We start from the raw sequence: 18,109 nt of genomic DNA on the forward strand, positions 1-18,109 counted from the left end.
GACTGTACGGCGGAGAGGGGTAGTCCGTACACGTTGTCGATGGCGGACCCGGGCGCCTCGCCCGGAGACTCGTGGGCACCCGACCGGAAGGAGCGGACGTCGTGACCGACCGCATCAGCCATTGGATCGACGGCAAGCCGGTCGTCGGCACCGGACGCACCGGCGACGTGTACGACCCGGCGACCGGCCAGGTCAGCGCGCAGGTGGACTTCGCCGGACCGGCCGAGGTGGACCAGGCGGTAGCCGCCGCGACCGCTGCGTTGCCGGGCTGGCGGGGCACGTCGCTCGCCGGGCGGACGCGCGTGCTGTTCGCCTTCCGCGAGCTGCTTCAGGCGCGCAAACACGAACTGGCGAAGATCGTGACGAGCGAGCACGGCAAGGTCGAATCGGACGCGGCGGGCGAAGTCGCGCGCGCGATCGAGAATGTCGAGTACGCGTGCGGCGCGGCGCAAATGCTCAAGGGCGGGTTCAGCGAGAACGCCTCCACCGGCGTCGACGTCTACTCGATCGCGCAGCCGCTCGGCGTGGTCGGGGTGATCTCGCCGTTCAACTTCCCGGCGATGGTGCCGCTCTGGTTCGTGCCGAACGCGCTGGCGTGCGGCAACACCGTCGTGCTCAAGCCGAGCGAGAAGGACCCGTCCGCGGCGCTGTTCATCGCCGAACTGCTCGCCGAAGCGGGCCTGCCGTCCGGCGCGTTCAACGTGCTGCAGGGCGACAAAGTCGCGGTCGACGGACTGCTCGCGCACCCGGACGTCAAGGCGATCTCGTTCGTCGGTTCGACTCCGATCGCGCGCTACGTCTACGAAACCGGCACCAGCCACGGTAAGCGCGTGCAGGCGCTCGGCGGGGCGAAGAACCACATGATCGTGCTGCCGGACGCAGACCTCGACCTGGCCGCGGACGCCGCCGTGTCGGCCGGTTTCGGGTCGGCGGGGGAGCGGTGCATGGCGGTTTCGGTGGTGGTCGCCGTCGAACCGATCGCGGACGAACTGGTGGCCAAAATCGTGGACCGGATGCGAAAACTGCGCGTCGGGGACGGCCGCAAACCGTCGTCGGAGATGGGCCCGCTGGTCACGCGGGCACACCACGAGCGCGTTTCGTCCTATGTGGACACCGGAGTCGCCGAAGGCGCGGAACTGGTGATGGACGGCCGGGGCGTGGAAGCAGACGGCGCGGACGACGGATTCTGGCTTGGCCCCACACTTTTCGACCGCGTCACGCCCAGTATGGCGGTGTACACCGACGAAATCTTCGGCCCAGTGCTGTCCGTCGCCCGAACGACGAGCTTCGACGACGCGCTCGCGCTCATCAACGCCAACCCGTACGGCAACGGAACCGCCATCTTCACCGGCGACGGACGCGCGGCTCGCCGCTTCCAGAACGAGGTCGAGGTAGGCATGGTGGGCGTCAACGTGCCCATCCCGGTCCCCGTCGGCTATTACTCGTTCGGCGGCTGGAAAGACTCCCTGTTCGGCGACACGCACGCGTATGGCCCGGAGGGATTCCACTTCTTCACGCGGACGAAGGTGGTGACATCTCGTTGGCCGGACACCTCGCACGCGGGGGTGAACCTGGGGTTCCCGAAGAACTCGTGACGCGGGTTCACCACACGCCGTTCTCGCCGACGATGCTCGCCACGGAGCCGCTGTTCCCGAACAGGCACACCGCGAGGACCCGCTCAGCCGCCAGCCGTCTGCCCCGGACCGGGTTCACCGTGTGAGTGCGGCCTCCCACCCGGATCTGCCACTTCTCGACTGTCCCCGGCCCGCGCGGGGTGTGCTTGAACCCGACCGGATAGTCGTCGGTGATCGGACCGGCCCCGAAATCGTGCGCCGGCCCGGCCACAACCGTCAGCGGCGCGCGGAGATCGGCGAACTGCCGCCGCCCGAACCGGATCGCCAGCACGAGGATGACCAGCGCGACCGCCACCGCCACCAACGCGGACGCGGTGAAGCCGGATTTGGCGACCGCGACGACCGCGATCGCCACCTCGATCGCGACGAACACCCAGATCGCCCAAAAGAACCAGCCCAGGACCTCCCCGCGCTGACTCCGGTGCAGTGTTCCGGCGAGGTTGGCCGCGGCTACCTCGCCGGGGTCGGCCTTCGCGGTCACGCGGCGACCACGTTGACCAGTAGCTTGCTGCGCGGACTGAAGACCGCGGCGTTGGTGCGGCCGCCGAGCACCCGGCTCCGCAGATCAGGATCGAGCCGATAGCGCTTGCCGTTCACGACGAGGTAGGTGAAGGGGATCCGTTCCGTGATCTCGTACAGGTACATCGGGGGCAGGACGCCGGACGGCCGGTGCTGCACGTGCCCGAAATCGTGCGTCAGGCCGGGCACCACGGTGACCTTGCCCTCGCGCCAGTCCGCCGTCCGCCGCCAGATCGCGCGCCCGGGATACACCGCGAGGACGAGCCACACCAGCGACATCACGAACAAGGGCGCGTTCTGCGACCAGTACGAGGTCAGCGGCTCGTGCAAGTAGGCGGCGAGGTCGTTGGACGTCCGGATCTCCGAGGGGCTCATGCCGATCTTGATCGGCGTCAGGACCGCCAGCGCGATGAGGACGAGAAGCACCACGACGAGCGTCCAGAAGTTGCCGTCCAGCACCATCCGCCGCTGGGACGGATGCAGTTTGCCTTCGCGGTTGGCCTGGTCCGCGGCTGCCTGCACCGCTTGCTCGGTCACTCGCCGGAGCCGCCCTTCGCCTCTTCGGCCTTGCGTTCCTTCTCCGATTTTTCGGATGCTTCCGAGTACCGGTCGTACTGTTCGTTCTCCTGCCGCCGGGTTTCGGCCCCGACGCCTGCCGTGTCGGCGGGGCTCCACTTCGGAGCGCCGTCCTTCGCTTCTTCCCACGCCTTCGGGCTCAGCACCTGGCGTCCGTCCTCCGAGTAGGTGTCGCCCCACTCGTTGACCCGATCCTTCACCTTGCCGCTCAGCGGTGTCTGGACCCAGTCCTTGGCGTTTGCCTTCCAGCGCTCGGCCTTGTCCGCGGCGGACTCGGCCTTGCCCGCGTCCTTCAGCTCCCCGGCCTTCTTCTCCAGGTTCACGCCGACGTCGACGCTCTTGTCCGCGATCTTGTCCGCTGCCTTGCCCGCCTTGCGCATCGCGTTCGCCAGCTGCTCGATCGCCGCCTTCGACTTGCCCGCGCTCTCCGCGAGCTTGTCCAGCTTCTCCACGACCTTCGCGATCCGGGTGCCGATCTTCTCCGCCAGGATCCCGCCCTCGACGACGGTGTCGGCGATGAACGCGGCGACCGTCCCGCCGAAGGTGCACCACGACGAGGCGAGCGCGGCGATGCCCTTGACGATCAGCTCGCCGACGAACGACGAGATCATGTCGCGGATCAGCCCGCGTTCGGTGCCGACCAGCGCGGCGGCGACGTTCATCCCGGTGGACGCGCCGTTCGCCTGCCCGGCCGCGTTGCGGAGCTTGCCCGCGTAGTCCTTCGCCCGGCCCTGGTATGCCTGGCCGCCCTGGCCCTGGAAGTTCGGGGCCACCTTGGCCGCGGCCTGCTCGTACTTGTCCGCGCTTTCGGCGAGCTGCTTCCCGATGTTCGCCCAGGTCACGGCCTTGGCGGTGACCGCTTCGGGATTGCCGGCGAGCTGGTCGAGGCCCTCCTTGAGGAAGCTGATGTGCTCGATCAGCCAGCCGACGCCCGCGCTCGCGAGGCTGCCGAGCGGGTCCATCGCCACGCCGAGCAGGTCGAGGCCGTCGGTGGCGACGTCAACGGCGAAATTGCCCCAGTCGCCGTGGCGGAAATCGGTCTGTGTCGCGGAGAGATCGTTGACGATGCCGGCACCGGAGGTCTGGGCGTTGAGGTTGTCCAGTTCGTTCGAGGACGACCCCATGTTCGTGGTCGGGCCGCTCGGCGACTCGGACTTCGCGACCAGCGGGTTTTCTTGCGTCTCGGTCATTCCGGCAGCTCCTTGCCGAGGCCGTTGATGTGGCCGACAGTCTGTTGCTCGTGCGTGTCGTAGTGGTCGTGTGCCTGTTGCAGGAGGCCCGCGATCTCGTCGCCCTCCTGGCCGAGCTGCTTGACGCACGAGGTCGCGGCCGACATCCACAGCTGCAGCGGCATGGCGAACACCTGTCCGACGATCCCGAACGCGTCGTCGCCGAACGACTGCCCGGAGTCGGTCGCCTGCGCCGCGGTGTGCACGCCGGCCGCGATGTTCTCGACCTCGCTCTTGTGCTCGCGCAGCGACGGGAGGTCGACGTGGGGTCCGGTCATCAGTTCCTCCCCAGGAACGAGCCGCCGCTGTAGTAGTCGTCGTCATCGGTCGGGTCGGCCGCCGGGCGAGCGGGCCGGGACGGCGGCGCTGGCGGGGCCGCGGGCCGGGCGGGCGGCGGCGCGGCGGAATCGTCCTGGGCGTCGAAGAATTGCGGCTGCGGCGTCGAAGGCGGGGCCGGTTCTTCCGGAACTTCCGGTTCCGGGATCTGTTCTTCGAGGAATTTCATCGCGTCGCTGTGCTCGCCGATCACCGGGGCCATGATCGCGGTCAGCTGCTGCGCCGCCTGGGCCTGGGCGCGCCGGGCGGTGGCCAGCACGGCGGCGGCGAGCGCGGCGCGCGGGATCTCGTCCGCGCGGGAGCCGAACTGGAGTTCCTGCAGCGCACCGGCGGTGTTGACGGTCGCGGTGACCGCGCCGTCCTGGCTCGTCGCGGTCGCCGACACGTGCTTCAGCCGTTCCTGCGCCTCGGCGGCCCGCTGCCGGATTTCGGCGATTTCGGGAGAAAGTGCGTTCATGTCGGCCACTGCTTTCGGATCGACTGGTTCATAGTCTTTCCGAGGCAGAAAACCGGGTTCCGGTTCCCCGTGCAAGCGAAGATCCGAGTTGCCCGGTTCGTCGCTATTAAAAATCGTTTGCCCGCCATTTACTCGCGGCTGTCCGGACCGGAGGGCGCGCCGGGCACTCCCGGGTCCGTAAACTCGTTGTGAGTAGCAGGAGGACCGCGAAGGAGGTGCCGGTGGCGAACACGGACGAGCGTCGCTTCGAGGTGCTGCGCGCGATCGTCGCCGACTACGTCTCCAACCAGGAGCCAGTCGGGTCGAAGACGATCGTCGAGCGGCACAACCTCGGCGTTTCCAGTGCCACCGTGCGCAACGACATGGCCGCCCTCGAGGAAGAGGGGTACATCGCCCAGCCGCACACCAGCGCCGGGCGGATCCCCACCGACAAGGGCTACCGGCTGTTCGTCGACCGGCTTTCGGAGATCAAGCCGCTCTCGAGCGCCGAGCGGCGCGCGATCACCAACTTCCTCGACTCGGGCACCGACCTCGACGACGTGCTGCGCCGGTCGGTGCGGCTGCTCGCGCAGCTCACCCGCCAGGTCGCGGTGGTGCAGTACCCGATGCTCACCAACACCGTGGCGCGCCACCTCGAAGTGGTTCCGCTCACACCGGCGCGGCTCATGCTCGTGCTGATCACCGACTCCGGCCGGGTGGACCAGCGCACCGTCGACCTCGGCGACGTGGTCACCGAGGAGACCGTGCTGCGGCTGCGCACCGTGCTCAACGGCGCGCTCGCCGGGCGGCGCCTCGCCGACGCCGCGGCGAACGTGGCCGAGCTGCCCGAGGCCGCGCCCGCGGACCTGCGCGACCACCTCACCCGGATCTGCACCATGCTGGTCGAATCGCTGGTCGAGCACCCGGAAGAGCGGATCGTGCTCGGCGGCACCGGCAACCTCACCCGCAACGTCGCGGACTTCCCCGGTTCGCTGCGCCAGGTGCTCGAAGCGCTCGAGGAACAGGTGGTGGTGCTGAAGCTGCTCGCCGCGGCCCGCAACCCCGGTGCGGTCACCGTGCTCATCGGTGAGGAAAATGAAGACGAGCAGATGCGCAGCACCTCGGTCGTGTCCATCGGCTACGGCCGGGACGACATGCTGCTCGGGGGAATGGGCGTCGTCGGGCCGACCAGGATGGACTACCCCGGCACGATCGCGGCGGTCCGCGCGGTCGCCAACTACGTGGGGCAGATCCTGTCCGGCCGCTGACCGGCGGCGGGGGCGGAACACGAAGGAGAAGGCAGAGCAACGTGGCGAGGGACTACTACGGGATCCTCGGGGTGGCCAAGAACGCGAGCGATCAGGAGATCAAGCGCGCGTACCGCAAGCTGGCCCGTGAACTGCACCCCGACGTGAACCCGTCGGAGGACGCCCAGCACCGCTTCGGCGAGGTGACCACCGCGTACGAGGTGCTCTCCGACCCGCAGAAGCGCAAGATCGTCGACCTCGGCGGCGACCCGATGGACGGGGGCGGCCGCGGCGGAGGCGGCGGCGACCCGTTCGCGGGCTTCGGCGGGCTCGGCGACATCATGGACGCGTTCTTCGGCGCGGCCGGCGGAGGCGGCGGACGGGGCCGCGGGCCGCGCAGCCGCGTGCAGCCCGGCTCCGACGCGCTGATCCGGCTCGGCCTCACTCTCGAGGAGTGCGCGACCGGCGTCGACCGCGAGATCACCGTCGACACCGCGATCGTCTGCGACCTGTGCCGCGGCGCGGGAACCGCCGAGGGCACCAGCACCAAGACCTGCGACACCTGCGGCGGGGCCGGCGAGGTCCAGTCCGTCCAGCGGTCGTTCCTCGGCCAGGTCGTCACCGCGCGCCCGTGCCCGGTGTGCCGCGGCTTCGGCGAGGTCATCCCCGACCCGTGCCGCCAGTGCGGCGGCGACGGCCGGATCCGGTCGCGGCGCGGCGTCACCGCGAAGATCCCGCCCGGCGTCGGCGACGGCATGCGGATCCGGCTGTCCGGACAGGGCGAGGTCGGCCCCGGCGGCGGCCCGGCGGGCGACCTCTACGTCGAGATCGACGAGGCCCCGCACGAGGTGTTCGTCCGCGAGGGCAACGACCTGCACTGCAACTTCCGCATCCCGATGACCACCGCGGCGCTCGGCGCGACAGTGCCGATCGCCACCCTGGTCGACGGCGACTACGAACTCGACATCGAACCCGGCACCCAGCCCAATACCGAACTGGTGCTCACCGGCAAGGGCATGCCGCGGCTGCGCTCGTCCGGGCGCGTCGACGGCCGCGGCGACCTGCACGTGCACATCGACGTCGTGGTGCCCACCAAGCTCGACGAGGCCCAGCGCGACCTGCTCGTCGACCTGGCCCAGCAGCGCGGCGAAGAAGTCCCGACGCTCGCCGCCAACGGCAGCAAGCACGGCGGCCTGTTCTCCAAGCTGCGCGCGAAGAACCGCTGACTGTGCCGGACACCACCCTGCCGGTCTTCCTCGCCCCGGCAGTGCCCGCCGAAGGCCGGGCGCTGCTCGACGGCGAGGAAGCCCGGCACGCGGCCACCGTGCGCCGGCTGCGCGTGGGGGAGCAGCTCGTGCTCTCCGACGGCGCCGGCGCGATGGCCCGCTGTGCCGTGGACGCCGTCGAAGCAGGCCGCGCGGCCACGGTCACCCTCACCGTTCTCGAGCGCTGGCAAGAGGAACCGCCCGCGCTGCGCGTCCACGTCGCCCAGGCGCTCGCCAAGGGCGACCGCGGGGAACTCGCAGTCGAACTGGCCACCGAAGCCGGCGCGGACGCGATCGTGCCCTGGCGCGCCGCCCGCAGCGTCGCCCGCTGGGACGACGGACCCCGCGGCGAGAAAGCACTCGCCCGCTGGCGCGCAACTGCCCGCTCCGCCGCGAAACAGGCCCGCCGCGCCCATGTGCCCGCCGTCGCCGAACCGGTCGGCACGCGCGAACTCGCACAGCTGGCCGCGACGATGTCCGCGACGCTGGTCCTCGAATCCGGCGTCACCAGCAGGCTTACCGACCTCGACCTCCCCGGCGGAGGCGACATCCTCCTTGTCGTAGGGCCCGAAGGCGGCATCACCGACGAAGAACTCGCAGCCCTCGAAGAGTCCGGAGCCACCACGGTCCGGCTCGGCCCGACGGTCCTCCGCACATCCACCGCGGCCGCGGTGGCATTGGGCGCACTCGGCGTCCTCACCGGCCGCTGGCACTGACACAGAACCGGAAAACCCGGCAGAACCCCTAAACATCCGCACCAGGTGATGGCGCGCCGCACCCCCGGCGGCTACTCTGCTTCGCAACGTGCGAAACACGAGGGTTTCAGCCCGCCCGCAGGCGGGCATTACTCTTGAGTACGAACCAGAACCCCGCCGGGCACCTCCCCCCTCGGTCCGGCGGAGCCGCGGCGGCGGTGGAGCGACCCCCAGGCTCCACCGCGCCGCGGCGTCTTCGTATCGCTGGCGCGATACTTCGCCGCCGCTGGTTCCGCTCATTACTCCCGGGGGGCCGAGCCCCCCGGACCCCCACGGTGCGGTGGTTGCCTTCCGTGCGGCCGTTGCGTTGGGTGCGTCCGGTGGTTGCGTGTCGTGCGTCCGTTGCGTTGGGTGCGTCCGGTGGTGGCGTGGCGTTCGTTGGTTGCGGTCCGTATCGGGCGTTGGGTTGTGTTTGTAGGGTGGGTCTATGAGCGATGCTGGTGCTGCGGAGACGTTGTTCGAGCGGATTATTGCTGGGGAGATTCCGGCGGACGTCGTGTATCAGGACGACGCCACGTTTGCGTTTCGGGACATCAATCCGCAGGCGCGGGTGCATGTGCTTGTGGTTCCGAGGAAGCGGTATCGGAACGTGGGGGAGTTGGCGGAGGCGGATCCGGGGTTGTTGTCCCGGGTGTTGTTGACGGCTCGGAAGGTGGCGGAGATCGAAGGGATCTCTGTCAGCGGGTATCGGGTGGTGTTCAACACTGATGCTGACGCCGGGCAGACGGTGTTTCATGTGCATGCCCATGTGCTCGGCGGGGAGCAGCTGGGGATGTTCGGGAAGCCGCAGGCGGGAGTGCACTGAAACCGGGCTGCGAGTGGGTGTCGGGGACAAGTAGCATCTATGGGGTCCCTGTACGTTGACTTGCGAAGTGCGCAGAAAGCAGGACCGAGGCCACGTGGCCGGAACTGAGACGGGTGGAGCCGCCCGACCTGACAATCGGGTATCGGCCGAGGCACAGGTTCGATTTCCGATCCCGGAGGGGGCCCAGCTGAGCCTGCTGGGGTCGCGGGACGAGAATTTGCGGGTGGCGGAGGAGCTGCTGGCAGCGGACGTGCACGTGCGCGGCAACGAGGTCACGTTGACTGGCGCCGCGGCTGATGTGGCGTTCGCGGAGCGCGTGTTCACCGAGTTGGTGCAGCTCGCCGGTGGCGGTCAGCAGGTGGGGCCCGACACGGTGCGGCGGACTGTGGGGATGTTGTCCAGCGGGGACGCGTCGCCCGCGGAGGTGCTGAGCCTCAACATCGTTTCGCGGCGCGGCAAGACCATTCGGCCCAAGACGCTGAACCAGAAGCGGTACGTGGACGCGATCGACAAGCACACGATTGTGTTCGGCATCGGGCCCGCGGGTACGGGCAAGACGTATCTCGCGATGGCGAAGGCCGTGCAGGCGTTGCAGGCCAAGCAGGTCACGCGGATCGTGCTGACGCGTCCTGCGGTCGAGGCGGGCGAGCGGCTCGGATACCTGCCGGGCACGCTGAACGAGAAGATCGACCCGTATCTGCGGCCGCTCTACGACGCGCTGCACGACATGGTCGAGCCGGAGTCGATTCCGCGGCTCATGCAGGCGGGGACGATCGAAATCGCACCGCTGGCCTACATGCGCGGCCGGACGCTGAACGACGCCTTCATCATCCTCGACGAGGCGCAGAACACCACGCCCGAGCAGATGAAGATGTTCCTCACTCGCCTCGGGTTCGGCGCGAAGATCGTCGTCACCGGCGACATCACCCAGATCGACCTGCCCGGCGGGCAGCGCAGCGGGCTCCGCGTCGTGCGCGACATCCTCGGCGGCGTCGAGGACCTGCACTTCGCCGAGCTCACCAGCCAGGACGTCGTCCGGCACCGACTGGTCGGCGACATCGTCGACGCGTACGAGAAGTGGCAGGCCGTGCAGGACGCGCAAGAGCAGCAGAACGGCGGCTGGAAGGGCGCCCGCCGATGAGCATCGAGATCGCCAACGAGTCCGGCGTCGACGTCGACGAGGCGTCCATCGTCTCCGCCGCGCGCTACACCCTCGAGAAAATGGAGGTCAGCCCGCTCGCCGAGCTGTCCATCCTGTGCGTCACCCTCGAGGTGATGGAAGACCTCCACGAACGCTGGATGGACCTGCCGGGGCCCACCGACGTGATGGCCTTCCCGATGGACGAGCTCGACTCCTCGCGCCGCCCCGACGCGCCCGACGCGTCCCCGGCGCTGCTCGGCGACATCGTGCTCTGCCCGGCCTTCGCGAAAGACCAGGCGAAAACCGCGGGCCACCGGCTGATCGACGAACTGCACCTGCTCACCGTCCACGGCTGCCTCCACCTCCTCGGCTACGACCACGCCGAACCCGCCGAGGAACGCGAGATGTTCGGGCTGCAGAAGCGGATCCTCGGCGAATTCCAGGCCGCGGTCGCGGCGCACCAGGCCCGCGACGCGCAACGCGACGTCGACGACCGCGTGCTCGGCATCGCTGGGCTCGACACGCCGCAGCCCGGGGAAACGTCCTAGGCTCCGATCATGGGAAACCCCCCGGCACAGGTCGTCATCGCGGTGACGCTGGTGCTGCTCGCGGGCGTGTTCGCGGCCGCGGACGCCGCGGTCGGCACGGTGTCGCAAGCCAGGGTCGACGGCCTCGTCCGCGCCGGCCGCGTCGGAGCCCGCCAGCTCGCCGCGGTCGTCGCCGAACGCCGCAGGCACATCAACCTGCTGCTTCTGCTGCGGCTCGTCTGCGAACTCACCGCCACGGTGCTGGTCACCGTGTCCTTCGTCGCCTGGTTCGACCGGCTGTGGCTCGCGATCCTGGTGTCGGCGGTCGTGATGGTGGTGGTCAGCTACGTCATCATCGGCGTCGGCCCGCGCACCATCGGCCGCCAGCACCCGTACCGCGTCGGCACGATCGTCGCCGGGCCGGTCCGCGTCCTCGGCACCGTCCTCGGCCCGCTGTCGCGGCTGCTGATCGTGCTCGGCAACGCGATCACCCCCGGCCGCGGCTTCCGCGAAGGCCCGTTCACCTCCGAGGTCGAACTGCGCGAACTGGTCGACCTCGCCCAGGAACGCGGCGTCGTCGAGGACTCCGAACGCGAGATGATCCACTCGGTGTTCGAGCTCGGCGACACCGTCGCCCGCGAGGTCATGGTGCCGCGCACCGAAATCGTGTGGATCGAGCGCACCAAAACCGTCCGCCAGGCCCTCGCGCTCGCGCTGCGCACCGGCTTCACCCGCGTCCCGGTGATCGACGATTCGGTGGACGACATCGTCGGCGTGGCCAACATCAAAGACCTGATGTCCGAGTACATGGGCCCGGACGGGCCGAGCACGGTCGTCGACGCGGTGATGAACCCGGCGAGCTTCGTGCCCGACTCCAAACGGCTCGACGAGCTGCTCAAGGAAATGCAGCGCACGCACAACCACATGGCGATCGCGGTGGACGAATACGGCGGCACCGCGGGCCTGCTCACCATCGAGGACATCCTCGAGGAGATCGTCGGCGAGATCACCGACGAGTCCGACGCCGACGAACGCCCCGACGTCGAGGAACTGGAAGACGGCTCGGTCCGGGTGTCGTCCCGGCTCGGCGTCGACGACCTCGGCGAACTGTTCGGCATCGACCTCGAAGACCACGACGTGGAGACCGTGGGCGGGCTGCTCGCCGAGCGACTGGGTAGGGTCCCGCTGCCGGGGGCCGAAGCCGAGGTCGCCGGTCTTCGGCTGTTCGCCGAAGGGGGCAAGGACCGCCGCGGCCGGATGCGGATCACGTCCGTGGTCGTCCGGCCGTCGTCGGCGCGCCCGCGCACCCGCCCGCCCCAGCCCGAAGAGCACGACAGGAGAGTCGAACATGCCTGACCTCGACGCCGAGGACCAGAAACTGGTCACGCTGGCCCGTTCGGCCCGCGCGCGCACCGGCGCCGCGGAAGGCGCCGCGGTCCGCGACAGCGACGGCCGCACCTACGCCGCCGCCACCGTCGACCAGCCGTCGTTCAAGCTCACCGCCGTGCAGGCCGCCGTCGCCGCCGCGCTCTCCAGCGGCGCGGAGGGCCTCGAAGCCGCGGCCGTCGTGACCGCCGACGCGCTCGTCGCCGAAGCGTCCGTGCACGCGGTCCGCGACGTGTCCAGCGCGGCGCCGATCGTCTTCGCCGATCCGTCTGGCGCCGTGGTCGAGGTGCTTCACCCGTGACCGAGCCGCACCGTTCCGGTTTCGCCTGCTTCGTCGGCCGCCCCAACGCGGGCAAATCGACGCTCACCAACGCGCTCGTCGGCACGAAGGTCGCGATCACCTCCAGCAAGCCGCAGACCACCCGGCACGCCATCCGCGGCATCGTGCACCGCGACGACGCGCAGCTGGTGATCATCGACACGCCCGGCCTGCACCGTCCGCGCACGCTGCTCGGCCAGCGGCTCAACGACGTCGTGCACGAGACGTGGTCCGAAGTGGACGTCGTCGGGTTCTGCGTGCCCGCCAACGAGAAAATCGGCCCGGGCGACCGGTTCATCGCGGCCGAGCTGAAGAAGATCGCCCGGCGCACGCCGGTGATCGGCGTCGTCACCAAGACCGACCTGGTGAAGCCGGAGCAGATCGCCGAGCAGCTGGTCGCGCTGCAAGAGGTGATGGAATTCGCCGACCTCGTGCCGGTGTCCGCCGTGGACGGTTTCCAGGTGCAGACGGTCGCCGATCTGCTGGTGCAGCGGCTGCCCGAAGGACCGCAGCTGTACCCGGGCGGCGAACTCACCGACGAGCCCGAGCAGACGCTGGTCGCCGAGCTGATCCGCGAGGCCGCGCTGGAAGGCGTCCGCGACGAACTGCCGCACTCCATCGCGGTGACCGTCGAGGAAATGATCCCGCGCGAAGACCGCGACGACCTCATCGACATCCACGCGCTGCTGTACGTGGAACGCCCCAGCCAGAAGGGGATCATCCTCGGGCACAAGGGCGAACGGCTGCGCGAGGTCGGCGCGACCGCGCGCAAGCACATCGAACGGCTGCTCGGCACGAAGGTGTATCTCGACCTGCACATCAAGGTGGCCAAGGACTGGCAGCGGGACCCGAAGCAGCTGCGCCGGCTGGGTTTCTGACCGGTTCCCGTCGTGCCCGGCGGCGCGGGAAGGTAGCGTCAGGCCGAACCGTATCCGATTTGTCCAGGGGGACCGCATGACCGGCCCGTATCCGCCGCAGGGCCCGTACCCTCCTTCGTACGGCTACCCGCCGCAGTACCCGCCGCCGCCGGACAGCAACCTGGTGTGGGCGATCCTCGCGACCGTGTTCTGCTGCCTGCCGCTGGGGATCGTCGCGATCGTCAAGGCCAGCCAGGTGAACACCCTGTGGTACCAGGGATACGCGGCCGAAGCGCACCGCGCGGCGGACGAGGCGCGCAAGTGGGCGATGTGGTCGGCGCTCAGCATCGCGATCCTGATCGGGCTGTACGTGCTCGTCGCGCTCGTCGTCCTGGTGTTCGCCGGACACGTGCTCTGGTTCCGTTGAGCACCGTCTACACCGGACAGCCGGCGCGCGGAACCCGTGCGGTGGCAAGGGCTCTCGCCGGTCCCGCGGCCGCGGCTGGCGGGATCGGCCTGGCGTGCGTCGCGGTGTGGCTCGGCGATCCGACCACCCCCGGCGGCCCGCTCCCGGTGTGCCCGACGAAGCTGCTTTTCGGCATCGACTGCCCCGGCTGCGGCGGGATGCGCATGGCCTACAGCGTGCTGCACGGCGATTTTTCCGCCGCACTGCACTACAACGCGGTGGCTTTGGCGTTCGTCGCGCTCTTCGCGTGGAGCGGTCTGGCTTGGACGATCGGACGGCTGCGCGGAAGGGCGATGCGGTCCTGGTTGCACTGGCGCTGGACGCCGCACGTCGTCGCGGTCGTGTTCGTGCTGTGGTTCGTCGCGCGCAACATTCCGTTGGCCCCGTTCACCAGCCTGTCTGTCTGAGTTAGCCCCGTTTTCGCTGTCCCAGGAACTGGTTCGGGGGCCGTCGCGTCCACCGCGTCACCCGATGCGGACACCTGCTCGGCCCGGCCCGGATGAACGAGGTACGCTCCCGCGCACTGACGTGTCCACAGCGGCCGCGATCAGCACTCGCCTGCCGAGACCATGAACGAGGGGGACACTCGATGACCTATCCCTACGGCCAGCCCGGCGGCCCGCCTCAAGGCGGACCGTCGTTCGGCGCGCCGCCGGGACAGCAGGCACCGGGCTACCCCCAGCCGTACGGTCCCGCCCGGGTCTACGCGGACTGGGGCCGGCGCGCCGGCGCCTATCTCATCGACTTCGCCCCGCTCCTGGGCGGGATCGTCCTCGCTCTGCTCGTGTCGATGGCGTCCGGTGTCGCGGGCACGATCGTTTACCTGCTGGCGATTCTCGGCAATCTCGCCTGGACGGTCTTCAACCGCTGGATCAACGGCGGCAACACGGGACAGTCGCTCGGCAAGCGGATCGTCGGCATCAAACTCGTCAGCGAGGCCACCGGCGAACCGATCGGGGCCGGGATGGCGTTCGTCCGCGACCTCGCGCACGCGCTGGACAGCATGGCGTTCGCCCTCGGTTACCTGTGGCCGCTGTGGGACGACAAGGCGCAGACGTTCTCGGACAAGATCCTGAGCACGATCGTGGTGCCCGCCGACCCCTCGCCCTCGGGCGCTCCGGGCGCGGCATTCGGTCAGCAGAGCGGATTTCCCTGCCAGCCCGGCGGCTTCGGGCAGCCCGGCCAGCCGGGAGGTTTCCCGGGACAGCCGGGTGCTCCGGCGGGATTCGGTCAGCCAGGCGATTTCCCCGGCCAGCCAGGTGCCGCGCCGGGGTTCGGCCAGCCCGCCTCGGCCGGATTCCCCGCGCAGCCGAACGCCGGATTTCCCGCCGCACCAGGCGGATTCGGGGCTCCGCAATCGGGATACGGCCAGCCGCCGGTCCCCGGAACTCCGCCGCAGCAAGGATTCGGGCAGCCGGGCGTCCCGCCGCAGCCCGCGTTCGGGCAGCCGGTTCAACCGCAGCCCGCGTTCGGCCAGCCAGGTCAGCCGCAGCCGGGATTCGGGCAGCCGCCCGCCGCGCCGGGTGCCGGAGCATCGCCGCAGCAGCCGGGTCCCACGGCGTTCGAGCAGCCCGAGCCGACCCAGGTCGTGCGCCCGGCCGCACCCCGGCAATCGCCGTCCGAAGCGTTCGGCGCCGCCGAGCGCACCCAGGTCGTGAAGCCGGCAGGCGAGCCGGAAGCGACGCAGATGATCAAGCCGGAAACACCGGAGCCCGGTCCGGCACAGTCCTGATCCGCACCGGATCACGGAAAGCACGGTAAGCACGAGAAACTCGGGGGAACCCAGATGACCAATCCCTACGGCCAGCCGCAGCAGCCCCAGCAGCCCTACGGCGGCCAGCCGCAGCAGCCCTACGGGCAGCAGCCGTACCCGCAGTCCGGCGCGACGCCGGCGCAGCCGTACCCGCAGCAGCCCTACGGCCAGCCCGCGCCGTACGGCCAGCCCGCTTACGGCGGCCAGCCCGGCGGCGACATGAGCGCCATCAAGGACTACAAGGGCTGGGCGATCGGCTGCATCTTCCTGATGTGGATCGTCGCGATCTTCGCGATCATGAAGTCGAACGAAGTCCAGACGTACAAGATGCAGGGCAACTACGCGATGGCCCAGCAGTCGTCGCAGACGACGCGCACGCTGTGCCTCGTCGCCACCATCATCGGCGCGCTCGGCTGGGTGTTCGCGATCATCATGATCATCATCAGCCTCGTGGCCGCGTCCGAGGTGCACAGCTACTACTGCACCGGCAGCTACTGCTGAACCAGGGTGTCCCGCCCCGGCATCGCCTCCCGAGTGGGACGATGTCGGGGTGGTGAACCTCTACCGCGACACCGGGGTGGTGCTGCGCACGCACAAGCTGGGCGAGGCCGACCGGATCGTCACCCTGCTCACGAGGCGGCACGGCAAGGTCCGGGCTGTCGCGAAGGGCGTGCGGCGCACGTCGTCGCGGTTCGGGGCCCGGCTGGAGCCGTTCGGGCACGTGGACGTGCAGTTCTATCCCGGACGGACGCTCGACGTCATCACCCAGGTCGAGACCGTCGACGCGTTCGCCCTGCCGCTGGTGGCCGACTACCAGCGCTACACCGCGGCGTCCGCGATCGCGGAAACCGCGGACCGGCTCTCGGCCGAAGAGGGCGAACCGGTTCTGAAGCTGTACCTGCTGGTCGTGGGCGCTTTACGAGCCTTGGCCGGCGGGCAGCGGGACGCGTCGCTGGTGCTCGACGCGTTCTTCCTCCGGGCCATGGCCTACGCGGGCTGGGCCCCGGCGATCACCGAATGCGCCCGCTGCGGCCTGCCCGGCCCGCACGCCGCGTTCAACGTCGCCGCGGGCGGCTCGATGTGCCCGGACTGCCGCATCGCGGGTTCGGTGCATCCCTCGCCCGAGGTGCTGACCCTGCTGGACGCGCTGCTGCAGGGGGAGTGGGCGGTCGCCGAATCGTCGCCCGGAATCACCCGCCGGGACGCGTCCGGCCTGGTCGCGGCGCATCTGCAGTGGCATCTGGAACGGCAGCTGCGCTCGCTCCCGCTCGTGGAGCGGCGTGCCCGGGAGACCGCCGGGCCCGGCCCAGTAGGGTCGGCCGGGTAGGAAATCTACTCTTCAGGAGGCCGCGAGTGCTGCGCAGGGGACGGGAGACCCGCTCGGCGGGGTACGAGCTGCGGGCTCCGGAGCCGCATGTCTCGGGCGCGAAACCGCCGGAAATCCCGGCCGACCTGGTGCCGAAGCACGTCGCGCTCGTCATGGACGGCAACGGCCGCTGGGCCAACCAGCGCGGCCTGCCGCGGATCGAGGGCCACAAACGCGGCGAGGCCGTGATGATCGACGTCGCGAGCGGCGCGGTCGAGATCGGCGTGAAGTGGCTGTCGGTGTACGCGTTCTCGACGGAGAACTGGAAGCGCAGCCCCGAGGAAGTGCGGTTCCTGATGGGCTTCAACCGGGACACCATCCGCCGCCAGGTCGACTACCTCGGTTCGATCGGCGTGCGCATCCGCTGGGCCGGCCGGCGGCCGAAGCTGTGGGCCAGCGTGATCAAGGAACTGCAGATCGCCGAAGAGAAGACCAAGAACAACACCAAGCTCAACATGACCATGTGCGTCAACTACGGCGGCCGCGCCGAACTCGGCGACGCGATGCGCCGGATCGGCCAGGACGTCGCGGCGGGGAAGATCAACCCGGACAAGATCGACGAGCGCACCATCGGGAAGTACCTGTACCAGCCGGAAATGCCGGACGTCGACCTGTTCCTCCGCCCGTCCGGGGAGCAGCGGACGTCGAACTTCCTGGTGTGGCAATCGGCGTACGCGGAGATGGTCTACCAGGACACGCTGTTCCCGGATTTCGACCGGACGCACCTGTGGCAGGCGTGCCTCGACTTCGCGAAGCGCGACCGCCGGTTCGGCGGCGCGGTGGACCAGGCAGGGAGCACGAAATGAGCACCGCGGAAGCCGCCGAGACCGGAGCGCTGCTCACCCGGGCGCGCGAGGCGCTGGAGCGTTACCTGGAAGTCCACGTCGACGACGACGGCGCGATCACGTTTTCTCATGCGGACGTCCCGTGCGTCATCCAGGCCACCCGCCTCGCCGACGGCCTGACGGTCCTGAGCCTGACCTGCGTGGTGGCCTGGGACCTGCCCGACGACCCGGCCCTGGCGGTCGCGGTCGCGGAGCGGGCCGGGCAGGGGCTGTTCGGGACGTTGGGCGTCGGCCACACTGAGCGCGGGGTGGACGTGACGCTGCGGTACGCGTTCCCGGCGGAGGGGATGGACCCGTCGCCGTTGGGGACGTTGCTGATGCTGGTGGTTTCCACCGCTTCGCAGCTGCGCACGGAGTTGCCTGGGGTCGAGGCCTGAGGCGGCTTCTGTCTGGGGAGCGACGTGTTGCCTGCTTGGTTGTCTGCTTGGCGCGGAGTCCTGAGCTGGGTTTCTGTCTGAGCGCTGGGGTGTTGCCTGCGCGGTCTTCGCTGTCCTCGCTGTCTCGCGGCTGTTCGCTGCGTGATCGACTTCGCCTGTGAGCGTCGCTGATCCCTCGCTGGCGAATCTCCTTAGCCGAACCATGTTTCGAGTCCTGGCTGGCCTTGGCCGCGCGCGGAGGTCGCTGATGCCTCACCTGCGTTTGCTTCT

The 18,109-nt window shown here is 69.7% G+C and carries 22 protein-coding genes; 17 read left to right on the forward strand and 5 right to left on the reverse strand.

From position 1 onward, the window contains the following. Positions 1-101: 101 nt before the first annotated feature. Positions 102-1,595 carry a CoA-acylating methylmalonate-semialdehyde dehydrogenase gene (locus ABD156_RS34800; RefSeq protein WP_344283931.1) on the forward strand — a complete coding sequence of 498 codons (1,494 nt, stop codon included), beginning with the start codon at positions 102-104 and terminating at the stop codon, positions 1,593-1,595. Between the two features lie 7 nt (positions 1,596-1,602). Here ABD156_RS34800 and ABD156_RS34805 read toward each other — a convergent pair whose 3' ends face one another. Genes ABD156_RS34805 through ABD156_RS34825 form a run of 5 tightly spaced genes read right to left on the reverse strand, consistent with a single transcriptional unit; the run spans position 1,603 to position 4,751 of the window. Continuing rightward, a complete protein-coding gene (locus ABD156_RS34805) occupies positions 1,603-2,115 on the reverse strand; it encodes a hypothetical protein (RefSeq protein ID WP_344283935.1) in 513 nt (170 codons plus the stop codon). After that, positions 2,112-2,690 (reverse strand): hypothetical protein, encoded by a 579-nt coding sequence (locus ABD156_RS34810; RefSeq protein WP_344283938.1) that lies wholly within the window; start codon positions 2,688-2,690, stop codon positions 2,112-2,114. Before ABD156_RS34810 ends, ABD156_RS34805 begins: the two co-directional genes overlap by 4 nt. Next, entirely contained in the window at positions 2,687-3,919 is a 1,233-nt protein-coding gene (locus tag ABD156_RS34815) for a hypothetical protein (protein ID WP_344283940.1), read from the reverse strand. Before ABD156_RS34815 ends, ABD156_RS34810 begins: the two co-directional genes overlap by 4 nt. Continuing rightward, positions 3,916-4,236: a type VII secretion target gene (locus ABD156_RS34820; protein WP_344283942.1), complete on the reverse strand. Its 321-nt coding sequence runs from the start codon at positions 4,234-4,236 to the stop codon at positions 3,916-3,918. The genes ABD156_RS34815 and ABD156_RS34820 overlap by 4 nt, the downstream gene beginning before the upstream one ends. Further along, the gene (locus tag ABD156_RS34825) at positions 4,236-4,751 is read right to left on the reverse strand and encodes a YbaB/EbfC family nucleoid-associated protein (protein ID WP_344283944.1); all 516 of its coding nucleotides are present in this window, start codon (positions 4,749-4,751) and stop codon (positions 4,236-4,238) included. Before ABD156_RS34825 ends, ABD156_RS34820 begins: the two co-directional genes overlap by 1 nt. Positions 4,752-4,972: 221 nt before the next feature. Between ABD156_RS34825 and hrcA the strand changes: the two genes are divergently transcribed. From hrcA to ABD156_RS34905, 16 genes are all read left to right on the forward strand, one after another. After that, positions 4,973-5,998 carry a heat-inducible transcriptional repressor HrcA gene (hrcA, locus tag ABD156_RS34830; RefSeq protein WP_344283947.1) on the forward strand — a complete coding sequence of 342 codons (1,026 nt, stop codon included), beginning with the start codon at positions 4,973-4,975 and terminating at the stop codon, positions 5,996-5,998. A 41-nt stretch (positions 5,999-6,039) separates the two neighbouring features. Further along, positions 6,040-7,203, forward strand: coding sequence for a molecular chaperone DnaJ (gene dnaJ / locus ABD156_RS34835; RefSeq protein ID WP_037813614.1), 1,164 nt, complete (start codon positions 6,040-6,042; stop codon positions 7,201-7,203). Positions 7,204-7,205: 2 nt separating this feature from the next. Next, entirely contained in the window at positions 7,206-7,958 is a 753-nt protein-coding gene (locus ABD156_RS34840) for a 16S rRNA (uracil(1498)-N(3))-methyltransferase (RefSeq protein WP_344283950.1), read from the forward strand. Between the two features lie 466 nt (positions 7,959-8,424). Then, positions 8,425-8,802, forward strand: coding sequence for a histidine triad nucleotide-binding protein (locus tag ABD156_RS34845; protein WP_344283953.1), 378 nt, complete (start codon positions 8,425-8,427; stop codon positions 8,800-8,802). A 94-nt stretch (positions 8,803-8,896) separates the two neighbouring features. Continuing rightward, the gene (locus ABD156_RS34850; RefSeq protein WP_344285311.1) at positions 8,897-9,943 is read left to right on the forward strand and encodes a PhoH family protein; all 1,047 of its coding nucleotides are present in this window, start codon (positions 8,897-8,899) and stop codon (positions 9,941-9,943) included. Next, complete coding sequence (gene ybeY / locus ABD156_RS34855) at positions 9,940-10,491, forward strand: rRNA maturation RNase YbeY (RefSeq protein WP_344283956.1); 552 nt, start codon at positions 9,940-9,942, stop codon at positions 10,489-10,491. Before ABD156_RS34850 ends, ybeY begins: the two co-directional genes overlap by 4 nt. A 9-nt stretch (positions 10,492-10,500) precedes the next feature. Beyond that, entirely contained in the window at positions 10,501-11,826 is a 1,326-nt protein-coding gene (locus tag ABD156_RS34860) for a hemolysin family protein (protein WP_344283959.1), read from the forward strand. Then, on the forward strand, positions 11,819-12,157 hold the full coding sequence (locus ABD156_RS34865; protein ID WP_344283962.1) for a cytidine deaminase: 339 nt from the start codon (positions 11,819-11,821) through the stop codon (positions 12,155-12,157). Before ABD156_RS34860 ends, ABD156_RS34865 begins: the two co-directional genes overlap by 8 nt. After that, positions 12,154-13,053, forward strand: a complete 900-nt coding sequence (gene era, locus ABD156_RS34870) for a GTPase Era (protein ID WP_344283965.1) — start codon at positions 12,154-12,156, stop codon at positions 13,051-13,053. The genes ABD156_RS34865 and era overlap by 4 nt, the downstream gene beginning before the upstream one ends. Before the next feature lie 76 nt (positions 13,054-13,129). Next, positions 13,130-13,459: a CD225/dispanin family protein gene (locus tag ABD156_RS34875; RefSeq protein ID WP_344283968.1), complete on the forward strand. Its 330-nt coding sequence runs from the start codon at positions 13,130-13,132 to the stop codon at positions 13,457-13,459. Next, positions 13,456-13,905 (forward strand): DUF2752 domain-containing protein, encoded by a 450-nt coding sequence (locus ABD156_RS34880; RefSeq protein WP_344283971.1) that lies wholly within the window; start codon positions 13,456-13,458, stop codon positions 13,903-13,905. Before ABD156_RS34875 ends, ABD156_RS34880 begins: the two co-directional genes overlap by 4 nt. Before the next feature lie 182 nt (positions 13,906-14,087). Next, positions 14,088-15,230 (forward strand): RDD family protein, encoded by a 1,143-nt coding sequence (locus tag ABD156_RS34885; RefSeq protein WP_344283974.1) that lies wholly within the window; start codon positions 14,088-14,090, stop codon positions 15,228-15,230. A 54-nt stretch (positions 15,231-15,284) separates the two neighbouring features. Further along, positions 15,285-15,752, forward strand: coding sequence for a CD225/dispanin family protein (locus tag ABD156_RS34890; protein ID WP_344283977.1), 468 nt, complete (start codon positions 15,285-15,287; stop codon positions 15,750-15,752). Positions 15,753-15,801: 49 nt separating this feature from the next. After that, on the forward strand, positions 15,802-16,578 hold the full coding sequence (gene recO, locus ABD156_RS34895; RefSeq protein ID WP_344283980.1) for a DNA repair protein RecO: 777 nt from the start codon (positions 15,802-15,804) through the stop codon (positions 16,576-16,578). A 26-nt stretch (positions 16,579-16,604) separates the two neighbouring features. Continuing rightward, positions 16,605-17,423 (forward strand): isoprenyl transferase, encoded by an 819-nt coding sequence (locus tag ABD156_RS34900; RefSeq protein ID WP_344283983.1) that lies wholly within the window; start codon positions 16,605-16,607, stop codon positions 17,421-17,423. Then, the gene (locus tag ABD156_RS34905) at positions 17,420-17,839 is read left to right on the forward strand and encodes a YbjN domain-containing protein (protein WP_037813576.1); all 420 of its coding nucleotides are present in this window, start codon (positions 17,420-17,422) and stop codon (positions 17,837-17,839) included. The genes ABD156_RS34900 and ABD156_RS34905 overlap by 4 nt, the downstream gene beginning before the upstream one ends. Positions 17,840-18,109 lie beyond the last annotated feature (270 nt).

Source organism: Amycolatopsis albidoflavus (assembly GCF_039525725.1).
In the GTDB taxonomy this organism is placed as follows: domain Bacteria; phylum Actinomycetota; class Actinomycetes; order Mycobacteriales; family Pseudonocardiaceae; genus Amycolatopsis; species Amycolatopsis albidoflava.

Coding starts and splice junctions, on each gene's coding strand:
- ABD156_RS34820 (WP_344283942.1), bottom strand. CDS start 4,236: ATGACCGGACCCCACGTCGACCTCCCGTCGCTGCGCGAGCACAAGAGC.
- ABD156_RS34860 (WP_344283959.1), top strand. CDS start 10,501: ATGGGAAACCCCCCGGCACAGGTCGTCATCGCGGTGACGCTGGTGCTG.
- ABD156_RS34890 (WP_344283977.1), top strand. CDS start 15,285: ATGACCAATCCCTACGGCCAGCCGCAGCAGCCCCAGCAGCCCTACGGC.
- ABD156_RS34845 (WP_344283953.1), top strand. CDS start 8,425: ATGAGCGATGCTGGTGCTGCGGAGACGTTGTTCGAGCGGATTATTGCT.
- ABD156_RS34825 (WP_344283944.1), bottom strand. CDS start 4,751: ATGAACGCACTTTCTCCCGAAATCGCCGAAATCCGGCAGCGGGCCGCC.
- ABD156_RS34885 (WP_344283974.1), top strand. CDS start 14,088: ATGACCTATCCCTACGGCCAGCCCGGCGGCCCGCCTCAAGGCGGACCG.
- ABD156_RS34875 (WP_344283968.1), top strand. CDS start 13,130: ATGACCGGCCCGTATCCGCCGCAGGGCCCGTACCCTCCTTCGTACGGC.
- ABD156_RS34865 (WP_344283962.1), top strand. CDS start 11,819: ATGCCTGACCTCGACGCCGAGGACCAGAAACTGGTCACGCTGGCCCGT.
- ybeY (WP_344283956.1), top strand. CDS start 9,940: ATGAGCATCGAGATCGCCAACGAGTCCGGCGTCGACGTCGACGAGGCG.
- ABD156_RS34905 (WP_037813576.1), top strand. CDS start 17,420: ATGAGCACCGCGGAAGCCGCCGAGACCGGAGCGCTGCTCACCCGGGCG.
- ABD156_RS34815 (WP_344283940.1), bottom strand. CDS start 3,919: ATGACCGAGACGCAAGAAAACCCGCTGGTCGCGAAGTCCGAGTCGCCG.